The sequence below is a fragment of the Acidimicrobiales bacterium genome, assembly GCA_041394265.1.
Classification (GTDB): domain Bacteria; phylum Actinomycetota; class Acidimicrobiia; order Acidimicrobiales; family SZUA-35; genus JBBQUN01.
The window spans coordinates 155,024-167,473 of record JAWKIO010000006.1 but is presented as its reverse complement, the minus strand read 5'-3'; the positions used below and the strand labels follow the sequence as shown (position 1 = coordinate 167,473).

The 12,450-nt window shown below is 67.8% G+C and carries 13 protein-coding genes; all 13 read left to right on the top strand.

What is annotated here, in order from left to right:
- Nucleotides 1-89: 89 nt before the first annotated feature.
- The 13 genes from R2733_25105 to carA all read left to right on the top strand — a co-directional run bounded on the left by R2733_25105 (nucleotide 90) and on the right by carA (nucleotide 12,450).
- A complete protein-coding gene (locus R2733_25105) occupies nucleotides 90-1,430 on the top strand; it encodes a DUF4388 domain-containing protein (protein MEZ5379797.1) in 1,341 nt (446 codons plus the stop codon).
- 5 nt (nucleotides 1,431-1,435) lie between these two features.
- Nucleotides 1,436-2,227 carry an A24 family peptidase gene (locus R2733_25100; GenBank protein MEZ5379796.1) on the top strand — a complete coding sequence of 264 codons (792 nt, stop codon included), beginning with the start codon at nucleotides 1,436-1,438 and terminating at the stop codon, nucleotides 2,225-2,227.
- 4 nt (nucleotides 2,228-2,231) lie between these two features.
- A complete protein-coding gene (locus R2733_25095; GenBank protein ID MEZ5379795.1) occupies nucleotides 2,232-3,305 on the top strand; it encodes a 3-dehydroquinate synthase family protein in 1,074 nt (357 codons plus the stop codon).
- A complete protein-coding gene (locus tag R2733_25090; protein ID MEZ5379794.1) occupies nucleotides 3,302-4,495 on the top strand; it encodes a Xaa-Pro peptidase family protein in 1,194 nt (397 codons plus the stop codon). The genes R2733_25095 and R2733_25090 overlap by 4 nt, the downstream gene beginning before the upstream one ends.
- Entirely contained in the window at nucleotides 4,473-5,036 is a 564-nt protein-coding gene (gene efp, locus R2733_25085) for an elongation factor P (GenBank protein ID MEZ5379793.1), read from the top strand. The genes R2733_25090 and efp overlap by 23 nt, the downstream gene beginning before the upstream one ends.
- On the top strand, nucleotides 5,033-5,434 hold the full coding sequence (gene nusB, locus R2733_25080; protein MEZ5379792.1) for a transcription antitermination factor NusB: 402 nt from the start codon (nucleotides 5,033-5,035) through the stop codon (nucleotides 5,432-5,434). Before efp ends, nusB begins: the two co-directional genes overlap by 4 nt.
- 81 nt (nucleotides 5,435-5,515) lie before the next feature.
- Entirely contained in the window at nucleotides 5,516-7,150 is a 1,635-nt protein-coding gene (locus tag R2733_25075; protein MEZ5379791.1) for a DUF4214 domain-containing protein, read from the top strand.
- Nucleotides 7,151-7,159: 9 nt separating this feature from the next.
- Nucleotides 7,160-7,927 (top strand): aldolase/citrate lyase family protein, encoded by a 768-nt coding sequence (locus tag R2733_25070; GenBank protein ID MEZ5379790.1) that lies wholly within the window; start codon nucleotides 7,160-7,162, stop codon nucleotides 7,925-7,927.
- A gap of 7 nt (nucleotides 7,928-7,934) precedes the next feature.
- Nucleotides 7,935-8,366: a GNAT family N-acetyltransferase gene (locus R2733_25065; protein MEZ5379789.1), complete on the top strand. Its 432-nt coding sequence runs from the start codon at nucleotides 7,935-7,937 to the stop codon at nucleotides 8,364-8,366.
- 76 nt (nucleotides 8,367-8,442) lie between these two features.
- The gene (gene pyrR, locus R2733_25060; GenBank protein MEZ5379788.1) at nucleotides 8,443-9,009 is read left to right on the top strand and encodes a bifunctional pyr operon transcriptional regulator/uracil phosphoribosyltransferase PyrR; all 567 of its coding nucleotides are present in this window, start codon (nucleotides 8,443-8,445) and stop codon (nucleotides 9,007-9,009) included.
- Nucleotides 9,009-9,950, top strand: a complete 942-nt coding sequence (locus R2733_25055; protein ID MEZ5379787.1) for an aspartate carbamoyltransferase catalytic subunit — start codon at nucleotides 9,009-9,011, stop codon at nucleotides 9,948-9,950. The genes pyrR and R2733_25055 overlap by 1 nt, the downstream gene beginning before the upstream one ends.
- Nucleotides 9,947-11,293 carry a dihydroorotase gene (locus R2733_25050; protein ID MEZ5379786.1) on the top strand — a complete coding sequence of 449 codons (1,347 nt, stop codon included), beginning with the start codon at nucleotides 9,947-9,949 and terminating at the stop codon, nucleotides 11,291-11,293. The genes R2733_25055 and R2733_25050 overlap by 4 nt, the downstream gene beginning before the upstream one ends.
- Nucleotides 11,290-12,450, top strand: coding sequence for a glutamine-hydrolyzing carbamoyl-phosphate synthase small subunit (gene carA / locus R2733_25045; protein ID MEZ5379785.1), 1,161 nt, complete (start codon nucleotides 11,290-11,292; stop codon nucleotides 12,448-12,450). The genes R2733_25050 and carA overlap by 4 nt, the downstream gene beginning before the upstream one ends.

Here is a 12,450-nt window from a genome sequence, read left to right as displayed (position 1 = left end):
CGGGCCGAAAGGGTGACCATCACCCGAACGTGTCTGTCGGTTCACCTACAGTTCGTTCGTCACCTCAGTAGCGAAGGGCACGGCGCGACATGCTCCAAGGATCACTCGACAACTTCGGACTCGACGAAGTCCTCGGTCTCCTCGCCGACACGGCGAAGACCGGTCGCATGCGGATCACCGGTGATCGTGGTTCGGGCTCGCTGTGGCTGGTGTCGGGCAAGCTCGTCGGCTCCGAGGCGTCCCGTGCCGACGCGGCCGGTCCCATCGACGAGACCATGTTCGAGTTGCTCCGCTTCAACACCGGCAACTTCTCGTTCAACTCCGACGAGACCCCAACCGAGGCGGCACCCGCGACCGATGTCGCCACGGTGCTCGAAGCCGCCTTCGACCGTCTCACGCAGTGGCGTGAGATCGAAGCAGTCGTTCCGTCACTGGCCCACGTGATCGCCCCGGTCTCGAGCCTTCCCGCCCCCGAGATGACCATCACGGCGGCCGAATGGGATCTGCTCATGGCCATCGGTGCCGGCACCGAGGTCGGGTCGGTCTGTGAGCATTTCGGTCTCGGTGAGGTCGAGGGCAGCCGCCGGGTCAAGCTCCTCGTCGAACGGTCGCTGATCACGATCGCCCCGCCTCATGCGGCTTCGGCCTCCACGAGCGATCACGCACTGGCCACCGATTCCGACGACTTCGGGCTCGCCCCGGCCGGCCTGACCACCGACGAGATCGCATCGCCGGCGAGTGTTGGCGCGTTCGATGCTGCCCCCACCCCGGTGGCGCCCGAGCACGCCGCACCCGTTGCTCCGGCGACCGCTTCCGCTCACGTCGCCGCAGCCGCTCCGGTGGCTGAGGCTGCACCGACAGCACACATCGCTCCGCCTGCCGAGGCTGCTCCGGCGACGCCGCCGCACCCGGGCGACCGATTCGGCGCCGATGCGTTCGGCGAGGCCCCGGTCGCCACGCCCACCGACGCCGGCTTCCTCGATCCGGGCGAGCGAGCCTGGAATCCGCTCGGCGACGACGCCGATCACGACTCGATCGCCGAAGCGACCGTTGCCGACCTCGGCGAGGAACCCGACGAGGCCGAGGCGTCGGCGCCACTCGATGTCAACGAGTTCTCGTTCCGGCCCGATCCGCCGGCGGTCGACCCCAGGTCGGGCCTCATGCGCCGAGCCTCCGACGCACTGCCGCCGCCCCCGCCCCCGGCTCCACCGGCGGCGTTCGAGCAGTTCGACGCGCCGACCCCACCGCCTCCGGCTCCGCCATCACCGGCCGACCTCGTCGGGTCGGAGCGGGTCGACGGGGCCGAGGCCCGTCGCTTGCTGTCGGGTCGTGGGACCGAGCGGTATGACTTCGAAGTCGCCGACCGTGGCGTCGACGACGAAGAGGACGACGGCAGCCTCCTCATGCAATACCTGCGAGACGAGAGCTGACCAACGTGTCGTCGCATCTGGTGCTGGCGATGGTGCTCGGCACCGTCGGTCTGATCATCGGCCCCCTGGTGGGGATCGTCGTCGACCGTGCGGTCGAGCGTGAGACGCCGGTGTTGGAACATCGCTGCCAGCGCTGTTCCGCCTCGCTCGGTTCCGCCTCGCTCGTCCCCGTCGCCTCGTGGTTCCGGCGCTGCCCGACCGACCCGACACATCCCCGTTGGCGCTACCCGGTGACCGATCTTGCCCTGGCCGCGTGCTTCGCCTTCATGGGGGCTCGGTTCGGCGCCTCCTGGATCCTGGTGCCCTACCTGCTCCTATTCGTGTCGTTCGTCGCAATGTCGATCATCGACCTCGAACACAAGCTGCTGCTCAACATCTTGACCTATCCGACCCTCGGTGCCGCCCTGTTCGGTGTGCTCGTCCTGTCGGGCCCCAATGACCACGCCGATGGCATCTACCCCGCGCTCATCGGCGCGCTCACGTATCTCGGGATCCTCGGCCTGGCCTTCATCGTCTACCCGCCGGGACTCGGCCTCGGCGACGTGAAGCTGGCGCCGACGCTCGGCCTCGCCATGGGATGGGTGGCCGCCGACTCGCTCACCGCCGTCATGATGGTGCTCTACGCCCTGCTGGTCGGTTTCTTCACCCTCGGTGTGCTCGGGGTGTTGTACGGCAAGGTGATGGGCAAGGGTCTGAAGGTCGAGCTGCCGGCCGGTCCGTTCCTGGTGCTCGGCGCCCTGGTGTTGATCGTGTACTCCGATCCGAGCCTGTCGGCGATCGGGGCCCCACTAGCCTGAGCGGATGACTCACGATTCCGGTCTGATCTGCGAGACGGTGCATTTGGGCGACGGCCGGTCGTATCCCGTACTGATCGGGCCCGGTGCGAGCCGCGAACTCGCCGGTGTCGTGCCGCCCTCCGCTCGCAAGGCTGCCATCGTCACCCAGGAGAACATCGGCCTCGAGGTCGATCCCGGTATCGAACACCGGGTGTTCCACGTGCCCGACGGTGAACGGGCCAAGACCCTCACCGAATTCGAGTCTCTCGTGCGCGGCTTCGCCCAATGGGGAATGAACCGCAACGACGTGGTGATTGCCGTCGGCGGGGGAGTGGTGACCGACCTCGGTGGCTTCGCCGCTGCTTCGTATCACCGGGGCATTCCCGTCGTGCACGTCAGTACCACACTGCTCGGTCAGATCGACGCGTCGATCGGGGGCAAATGCGGGGTGAACCTTCCCGAAGGCAAGAACCTCGTCGGGGCGTTCTGGCAGCCGTCGGCCGTGCTGTGCGACACCGACCTGTTCGCCACGCTGCCGCCCCGCGACTATCGGGCGGGCCTCGGCGAGATGGCGAAGTACCACTTCCTCGGCGGCACATCCCTGGGTGAGCAGGGAACGATCGCGCACCACTGCCTGCGTGGTCGCACCTTCGAATCGATGACCCTGGTCGAACGAGTCGCCGCCTCGGTGCGGATCAAGGCCGACGTCGTCGCCGCCGACGAACGCGAGGGCGGGTTGCGAGCGATCCTCAACTACGGCCACACGCTGGCCCATGCGCTCGAAACGGCCGCCGGCTACGACCTTCGCCACGGCGAGGCGGTCGCCATCGGCCTCGTCTACGCCGGTGAGCTCGCACGCCTGCTCGGCCGCATCGACGACGACCGCCTGGCCCAGCATCGTGTGGTCGTGAGCGGGTACGACCTCGTCACCACCGTCCCCGACGACGCCGACCACGATGAGCTGATCGCCCTGTTCGCTCGCGACAAGAAGGCACTCGACGGCGTCACCTTCGTGCTCGACGGACCCAACGGCGTCGAACCGGTGGTGATCGACGATCCCGACCTGTTGCTCACTGCGCTCGATCGGATGCGCCAGTGAGCGAGCAGGGTGCCAGCATCGATCGCAGCGGCCTGCCCGAGCTCGTCCCGTGCGATGTCGCGTCGAGGGTCGCTCGGGTGCGGAGCGCCATGGCCGAACTCGGCGTGGACTGGCTCGTGGTCACCAAGCCGGTGAACATCCGCTGGATGAGCGGTTTCACCGGTTCGAACGGCACGTTCATGGTCGGACCCGACGAGTGCCGTCTCATCACCGATGGGCGCTACGACGAGCAAGCCCATCGGCAGCTGGCGGCCAACGGCGTCGATGCCGCTGTCGAGATCACGGTGACCCAGGTGCCCACGCTCGTCGCCTCGACCATCGGTCGCGGTGACCGAGTCGGTCTCGAAGCCGACCACCTGGTGTGGAGCACGCTGAGCGACTACCAGGCCGAGCTGAGCGACGCCGAACTGGTCCCCACTCGCGGCCTCGTCGAAGGGCTGCGTCGGCACAAGGATCCCGGCGAGCGATCGCGACTCGAACGGGCCTCGGCCATCGCCGATCGGGCGCTGCTCGCCACCCTTGCACTCTTTGCCGAACGACCCACCGAGCGGGCGTTCGCCATGGCCCTCGACCATGCGATGCGCCAGCACGGTGCCGACGATGTGAGCTTCGAGACCATCGTCGCCTCCGGTCCCAACGCCGCGCTGCCGCACCACCGGCCGGGGGAGCGGACCATCGAGGCCGACGATCTGGTGGTGATCGACTTCGGCGCCAAGGTCGACGGCTACGGCAGCGACATGACCCGAACCTTCGTGGCCGGTGGCGAGCCAACGGCCGAGCAACAGCGTCTCTACGATGCCGTGGCAGCGGCACAGGCGGCCGGTGTCGCCGCCGTCCGGGCCGGTGCCGACCAGCGGTCGATCGACACGACCTGCCGTGACGTGCTCGCCCAGTTCGACCTGGCCGATGCGTTCGTCCACGGTACCGGCCACGGTCTCGGGCTCGAGATCCACGAGCAACCCATCCTGTCGGCTCGGTCCGTGGGTATCCTCACCGCCGGTCTGATCGTCACGGTGGAACCGGGCGCCTACCTTCCGGGTTTCGGAGGCGTGCGCGTCGAAGACACCGTCGTCGTGACCGACACCGGGTGTGTCCCCATCACCCATTGCCCGAAGGGTCTCGACCCGGTGGCAGTTGCACGAGCGAACCGCAGCGAGGACTCCTCCCATGGCCAACATCACCACGAATGACCTGAAGAACGGCATGACCCTCGAACTCGAGGGCGACCTCATGAGCGTCGTCGAGTTCCAGCACGTCAAGCCGGGCAAGGGCGGGGCATTCGTCCGCACCACGCTCAAGAACGTGCGCAATGGCGCGGTCGTCGATCGGACCTTCCGAGCTGGTGAACGAGTCGAGCGGGCGTTCATCGACAAGCGGACCCAGCAGTTCCTCTACCGAGACGGTAACGACTATGTCGTCATGGACAACGAGACCTACGACCAGCGCAACGTTCCGGGCGAATCACTGGGTGACGCCGTCAACTATCTCGTCGAGAACTCCACCGTGACGCTGTTGACCTTCGGCGACGAAATCGTCGGTGTCGACCTGCCGTCGTCGGTCGAGCTCGCGATCACCGAGACCGAACCCGGCGTCCAGGGCGACCGGGTGTCGGGGGCCCGCAAGCCGGCGACGCTCGAAACCGGGCTCGTGGTGCAGGTGCCGCTGTTCGTCGGACCCGGTGAGCGGATCAAGGTCGATACCCGCACCGGCGAATACATCACCCGCGCGTGAACAATCCGCTGGCACAGACCCGGCGAGACGCCAGGGAACGAGCGATCGAGCTGGCCTATGAGAGCGAGCAGCGCGCCATCGGGGCCGATGCCCTGTTGGCGGGGCTGGTCGTCGATCCCGATCCGTATGCGGCGCTCCTGCTCAAGGCCTCCGAACTCCAGCGGACCCGGGCCGAGACACTGATCGCGGAGCGGGCTCGCGGCTGGTCGCTCGACCGCATGCCCCTCATCGACCGGCTCGTCATGCGGATGGCCGTGGCCGAGATGATCACCACCGATACGCCCACCGGCGTGATCCTCGCCGAGGCCGTTGCCCTGGTGGGGCGGTACTCCACCGATGAGTCGACCCGATTCGTCAACGGCGTGCTCTCGGCCATTGCGGCCGACCTCCGCCCCTGAGCAAAGCTCCCCGGCCAACGTGTGACTTTCGTCACGCGATGGTCATTCAAGTCGGGCTGATGCGTCTCCGACAACCATGGGGTGAATCGCACCTCTCTCCTCCGCACGGTCGCAACGGCGACACTCGCCGCCTCGACATTGTTCGGTCTGGCCCCGGTCGACGTTGCCGGCGCCGAGACGACGGGGGCGTGGCTCGACACCAGTGACCGGCAGGCGGTCGTCTCGGCGTTCGAGACCGAGTATGCGAAACCGACACCGGCCATCGAGTGGACCGGCGACCGAGCGACCTGCAATGCAGGAACGACATCCCAGGCCTACCGGACGGCCGTCGTCGAGCGGATCAACTACTTCCGAGCCATGGCCGGCGTGCCCGTTGGGGTCGTGGAGAACGCGAACTGGTCGGCGCAGGCCCAGCAGGCGGCGGTGTCGATGAGCGCCACCGGGCGACTCAGCCACAACCCGGACAGCTCGTTTGCCTGCTTCAACAGCACCGTCAAGGCCTCGGCCGGGGCGAGCAACCTCTACCTGGGCCGGACCGGTCCGGCCGCGATCGACGGGTACGTGCAGGACCCCGGGGCGAGCAACGTGAGCACGGGCCACCGGTCATGGATCTTCCACTCGACGCTGCAAGAGGTCGGCGTCGGCGACCTGCCCTCGTCATCGACCAACTACTCGGCGAACACCCTGCAGGTGATCGACGCCAACCGAGCCTTCGCCAGCGAACCCACGTTGCGTGAAGGTGACGGGTTCGTCGCCTGGCCGGTCCGCGGCTACAACCCCGGCGCCTTGGTCTTCGATCGGTGGTCGTTCACCCTTCGAGGAGCGACCTTCGAGAGTGCGAATGTGACGGTGAGCCGTGGTGGCCAACCACTGTCGAGCACCGTGGTGCACCGCAGCACCCGAGCCAATGCCGCTCCGTTCCCGAACATCGTGTGGGAACCGCAGGGGGTGGACAAGAATCCGGCCACCGACGTGGTCTACACCGTCACCGTGTCGAATGTGACGGTCGGTGCCCAGCAGCGCACGTACACCTACGACGTGATCGTGCTGGGGCAGCAGGCCGGCGCCGGTGTTGGCGGTCCGCCCGCAGCGCCATCGGATCATGCGCCCTACATCACGGCCGCCTACAACGACTTCCTCGGTCGTAACCCCACTGCCAACGAGATCGCCTCGTGGAACGCCAAGCTGAACTCGGGCACCACTCGCTTCACCTTCGTCAACCAGCTCGCCGGCAGCGAGGAATGGACGAACGTGGTGGTCGACGACCTCTACCGCAACACCCTCGGGCGGACCGGCGACCCCGCCGGTCGGGCGTACTGGTCGGCCCAGCTCCGCAACCGAGTCCCGGTCGCCGCAGTCGCCGCCTCGTTCTACGGTAGCCCCGAGTACGTGCAACGCCAAGGTGGTACGTACGACCAGTGGGTCAACCAGCTGTACGGCGTGCTGCTCGCCCGGTCGGCCGATGCCGGCGGCCGGTCGTTCTGGTCGGGGCAAGCCAACATCGTCGGCTCCCACTCGGTTGCCTTCGAGTTCTACCAGTCGTTCGAGAGCCGTCAGGCCCGGGTCACGGCGCTCTATCGCAAGCTCCTCGACCGGGACCCGGACCCCGCTGGTCGGGACTACTGGGCCGGCGTGCTGGCCTCCGGGAACGACCTCGACTTGGCCGGCTTGCTGGCCAGCAGCGACGAGTACTACGCCCGCTCATCGATGGTCTAGTCTCGGCGGGTGATCGAGAACGCCGTCAAGAACCGTTGGAACGCAGGTGAAGAAGCGCTGGGGCTGTGGCTCGGCGCCGCTGATCCACGGACGGCCGAGATGCTCGGTTCGCTGCCGTACCACTACATCAACGTCGACCTGCAGCACGGTCTCAACGACTACGACACGATGCTGGCGACGTTCCAGGCGCTGCGCTGGTCGAACGCCATGCCGTTCGTCCGGGTCCCGTGGAACGAGCCGGGCGTGATCGGTCGGGTTCTCGACGCCGGAGCCATGGGCGTGATCATCCCGATGGTCAACTCGGTGGCCGAGGCTGCCGACGCCGTGGCCTTCTGCCGCTATCCACCGGCGGGTCGGCGGAGTTTCGGCCCGATCCGCGCCGGTTCCGCTCTCGGCGGCCGCTACTACCAGGAGTCCAACGGCCAGGTGGCGGTCATTCCCATGATCGAGACGGTCGAAGCGCTCGAGGCGATCGATGACATCCTCGCCGTCGATGGCATCGACGCCGTCTACGTCGGCCCGTCCGACCTGGCCCTCTCGCTCGGGCTCGGCCCCGGCAACGACCACCCCGAGCCCGTCTTCGTCGAGGCAATCGATCGCATTCTCGCCGCCTGCGAGCGTCACGGCGTGATCGCCGGCATCCACTCCCAGCCCGACGTGGTCGACTTGCGCCGCTCGCAGGGATTCAAGATGATCACGGTCACCAGCGACACCGCGGCGCTCATGGACGGCGCCGCCCGGGCTCTCGACGTCGCCGGTACCCCGCCGGTCTATTGACCGCGTCGTGATTGCTCACGCCATTCGCGAGATCGGGCTGTCCGATCGGGCAGTGCTCGCGGCGGCCGTCGATGCGTTCGGAGCGACCGACGATCGCAGCGACGAATGGGTCACCGGGTTCGTCGCCGACCGCCTGTCGTTCGCCTTCGTCGCACTTGGTGCCGACGACGAAATGCTCGGCTGGATCTGGGGCTCGATCATTCGCCGTCCCGACGCGCCGGCGACCGCCAGGATCGAGGCCCTCGACGTCCGGTCCGACGCCCGACGTTCCGGGATCGGATCGATGCTGTTCGACGCCGCCTACGCCCACGCCCGCCAGCTCCTGTGCGGTGACGTGGTGGCCGACGTGTCGCCCGACGCCGGTCCTGCGGTCGTCGGATTCGTCGAGTCGCTGCGTCCGGTGCGTTCGGCTCGAGCGCAGGTGTGCTGGTCGCTCTAGCCCGCTAGGGTGCCCAGCGTACATGTCCGTGAAGCGGGTCCTGTGAGGCTCGCACGGAGCCCCGAAAGGATCGTTCATGGCTGAACGCGAACGCCGTCGCACGCCCCCGTATGGGGGCGTTTTTGTTGCTCGGACCGAGATCCTCGACGCCGATGCCGTGGCCCGAGCGGTGCGACGGATGGCGCACGAGATCATCGAGCGCAACGAAGGTCTCGCCGACGTGGTGATCGTCGGTCTCCAGACGGGCGGGGTTCCCTTTGCCGAGGCAATCGCCGAGGCGTTGGGCCAGATCGAGTCGGTCGAGGTCCCCGTCGGCAAGCTCGACGTCGCGTTCTATCGCGACGACATCAAGCTGCGCCCGGTCCTCCCTGAGGCCATCACCGACGTCCCGTTCGACATCTCACGCAGCGTCGTCGTGCTCGTCGACGACGTGCTCTTCACTGGCCGGACCATCCGGGCCGCTCTCGACGCGCTCATCGATCAGGGGCGGCCCCGGGCGATCCAGCTGGCCGTGATGATCGATCGTGGGCATCGGGAGGTCCCGATCCGGCCTGACTACGTCGGCAAGAACCTGCCGACCCGACTGAGCGAGGTCGTCAACGCCACCCTCGACGGGGTCGAACTGGGCGAGATGGAACGCTGATGCGCCACTTCCTCGACATCGCCGACCACGACGCGTCCGAACTCACCTCGATCCTCGACCTCGCCGAACAGTTCTCCACCGTGCTCGACCGCGACGTGCCGAAGGTCCCGGCCCTTCGGGGCCGCACCATCGTCCTCGCCTTCTTCGAGGACTCCACGCGAACTCGCACCAGCTTCGATCTCGCCGCTCGCCGCCTGTCGGCCGACGTGGTCAATTTCGCGGCCGGCTCGTCCTCGCTGAAGAAGGGCGAGTCGCTTCGCGACACGATCGAGACCATCGCCGCGATGGGCATCGACGCCCTGGTCGTTCGCCACGCCAGCTCCGGTGCAGCGTCACAGATCCGGCAGTGGACCGACGCGTCGGTCATCAACGCCGGCGACGGTTGGCACCAGCATCCGACCCAGGCGATGCTCGACGCGTTCACCATCCGCCGTCGGCTGGGTTCGATCGAGGGGCGCCACATCTTGATCTGCGGCGACGTGCAGCACTCCCGGGTCGCCCGATCCGACGTGGAGGCGTTCACCCGACTCGGAGCGAAGGTCACGCTCGTCGCCCCCCGTACCTTGCTGCCCCCGACCCTCGAGGGATGGCCGGTCGAGGTCGCGCCATCGCTCGACGACGTCATCGCCGACGTCGATGTCGCGTACTTCCTGCGCATCCAGAAGGAGCGCATGTCCGAGGCGCTGCTGCCAAGCGACCGTGAATACCGGGATCGCTTCGGGCTGACCGTCGAACGAGCGAAGCGACTCGCACCCGACGCCGTGATCATGCACCCAGGGCCCATGAATCGTGGGGTCGAGATCGACCCGGCGGTCGCCGACGATCCCCGCAGCGCCGTCCTCGATCAGGTGGCCAACGGGGTGGCGGTCCGCATGGCGGTGCTCTACACCGTGCTCGGCCCGGGCCAATTCGACCAGATCGATCCGGGAGCCGCAGCATGACAACGGTTGCCTCAGCGCTCACGCTGTTCACCAACGCCACGGTGCTCGACCGCAATGGCCGTCGACGTGCCGATGTCGTTGTCGACCGCCTCGGCGGTGAAGTGGTTGCGGTCGAGTCCGGAATCGACGCGACCGGCCTCGACGTCATCGACGTGTCGGGGTGCGTGATCACCCCGGGCTTCGTCGACCTGGCCACCCACCTGCGGGAACCGGGCGACGAAGCGGCCGAGAACATCCGCTCCGGCAGTCGGGCCGCGGCCTGCGGAGGCTACACCGCCGTGGTCGCGATGCCGGACACCGAACCGTGCCTCGACTCGGCCTCGACGTTGGCCATGGTGCGATCCGCCGCCGTGGGCGTGTCGTGCGAGATCGCCGCAGCCGGCGCGATCAGCGCCGGGCGCCGTGGCACGGAGCTCGCGCCGATCGGTGAACTCGCCGATCTCGGCGTGCGGATCTTCACCGACAACGGTCGGGGAGTGCAGAATCCCCAGCTCCTGCGGCGGGCACTCGAGTACGCCGATTCCATCGACTCGTCGATCGTCCTGATGCAGTCCGGAGCGCTCGGCGAACTCGCAGCGGGATCGGTCATGCATGAAGGACCCTGGTCGGTTCGCCTCGGCCTCGCTGGACAGCCGTCGCTCGCCGAGGACCTGTTCGTCCAGCGTGATCTCGCGCTGGCGGCGCTCACCGGGGCACGACTGCACCTGCAGGTGTCCACGTCCGGTGCGGTCGAGGCAGTCCGCCGGGCCAAGGCCGATGGTGTCCGGGTCACGGCCTCGGTTTCGCCCCACCACCTCGTACTCACCGATGCCGCGTGCGCCGGGTACGATCCGAGATTCCGCATCGAGCCGCCGCTTCGAGGCGATGACGACGTCGCTGCCGTCCGGGCGGGGCTGGCCGACGGCACCATCGACGCCATCGCCACCGCCCACCAGCCGCATGCGCCCGACGCCAAGGAACGGCCGTTCGACCAGGCGCCGGCGGGTGCCATCGGACTCGAAACGGCACTGGCCATCGCACTGGCCGACAGCGGGCTCGATCTCGACGAACTCGTCCCGCTGCTGTCGTGGCAACCCGCCGAGATCGCCGGCCTCGACCACCGGCACGGCCGCCCGATCGAGGCCGGCGAGCCGGCGAATCTGACCATCATCGACCCGGAGTGCGAGTGGACGGTCGACCCGACGGCCTTCGCCTCCAACGCAACGAACTCGCCCTTCATCGGGCGCCAACTCAAAGGAAAGGTCCGGCACACGGTGTATCGAGGACAACTCGTGGTGATCGACGCAGCCCCCGTCGAGATGCGCAGCATCTCAGCAGACGCAAGCGCGGCGGTGGCTCGATGAGCGAAACAACCGCACGTGAGCTGCGGCCGGGTGCGCTCGTGATGAGCGACGGCTCGGTCTTCGAGGGCGAACTCATCGGCGCACCGCTCGACGGCGAGGTCCGTCCGTTTGCCTCCGGCGAAGTTGTCTTCAACACGGCGCTCGCCGGGTACCAGGAGATCGTCACCGACCCGTCCTACGCCGGGCAGATCATCACCTTCACCTATCCGCACATCGGTAACTACGGCGTGAGTGCCGACGACAGCGAGAGCCGGGGCACCTTCGCTCGCGGTGTCATCGTGCGCGACCTCGCCCGTCGTCACTCCAACCACCGGGCCGAGGGCGACCTCGAGGCATTCCTCACCGCCCACGGGCTCAGCGGGATTGCCGGTGTCGACACTCGCCGTCTCACTCGCTTGATTCGCGATGCCGGTGCGCTCCCCGGGGCGTTCGGGCCGGTCGGCGACGACACCTACGACGCCGACGTCGCCAACCTCCTCGCAGCGGCCAAGGCCGAGCCCGGCACCGACGGTGTCGACCTCGTTGCCCAGGTCACCACCAACCAGCCCTACGAGGTGCCGAGCACCGGCGGTAACCGCTCGATCGTCGCCTTCGACTTCGGGATCAAGTCCAACATCGTGCGCCACCTCGCCGAACTCGGCGATGTCACGGTGGTGCCGGCGTCGACCTCCGCCGCCGAGGTCCTGGCAATGGCTCCCGACGGCGTCTTCCTGTCGAACGGTCCCGGCGACCCCGAGGTCGTCGATTACGCAGTCGACGCCGTGCGCGAACTCGTCGGACAGGTGCCGATCTTCGGCATCTGCCTCGGCCATCAGATCCTCTCGCTGGCGGTCGGGGCTCGGATCGAGAAGCTGCCGTTCGGCCACCACGGTGCCAACCACCCGGTGCAAGACGCCGACACGGGCAAGGTCGAAGTGACGAGTCAGAACCACAACTTCGCCGTCGTCGCCGAGTCGCTCGCGGGCATCGCCGAGGTCACCCACCTCAATCTCAACGATGGCGTCTGCGAAGGCATGCGGCTGCTCGACGCTCCGGCGTTCAGCGTGCAGCACCATCCCGAAGCGAGTCCCGGTCCCCACGACTCGCTGTATCTGTTCGATCGATTCGAGGCGCTGATGGCTGCGGCCGATGCCACCTCGACCGAGAAAGAGGCCTGA

Excerpts from the sequence above, each read along its gene's own strand:
- R2733_25055 (MEZ5379787.1), top strand. The coding sequence starts at position 9,009 with ATGCGCCACTTCCTCGACATCGCCGACCACGACGCGTCCGAACTCACC.
- R2733_25095 (MEZ5379795.1), top strand. The coding sequence starts at position 2,232 with ATGACTCACGATTCCGGTCTGATCTGCGAGACGGTGCATTTGGGCGAC.
- R2733_25050 (MEZ5379786.1), top strand. The coding sequence starts at position 9,947 with ATGACAACGGTTGCCTCAGCGCTCACGCTGTTCACCAACGCCACGGTG.
- R2733_25105 (MEZ5379797.1), top strand. The coding sequence starts at position 90 with ATGCTCCAAGGATCACTCGACAACTTCGGACTCGACGAAGTCCTCGGT.
- carA (MEZ5379785.1), top strand. The coding sequence starts at position 11,290 with ATGAGCGAAACAACCGCACGTGAGCTGCGGCCGGGTGCGCTCGTGATG.
- pyrR (MEZ5379788.1), top strand. The coding sequence starts at position 8,443 with ATGGCTGAACGCGAACGCCGTCGCACGCCCCCGTATGGGGGCGTTTTT.
- efp (MEZ5379793.1), top strand. The coding sequence starts at position 4,473 with ATGGCCAACATCACCACGAATGACCTGAAGAACGGCATGACCCTCGAA.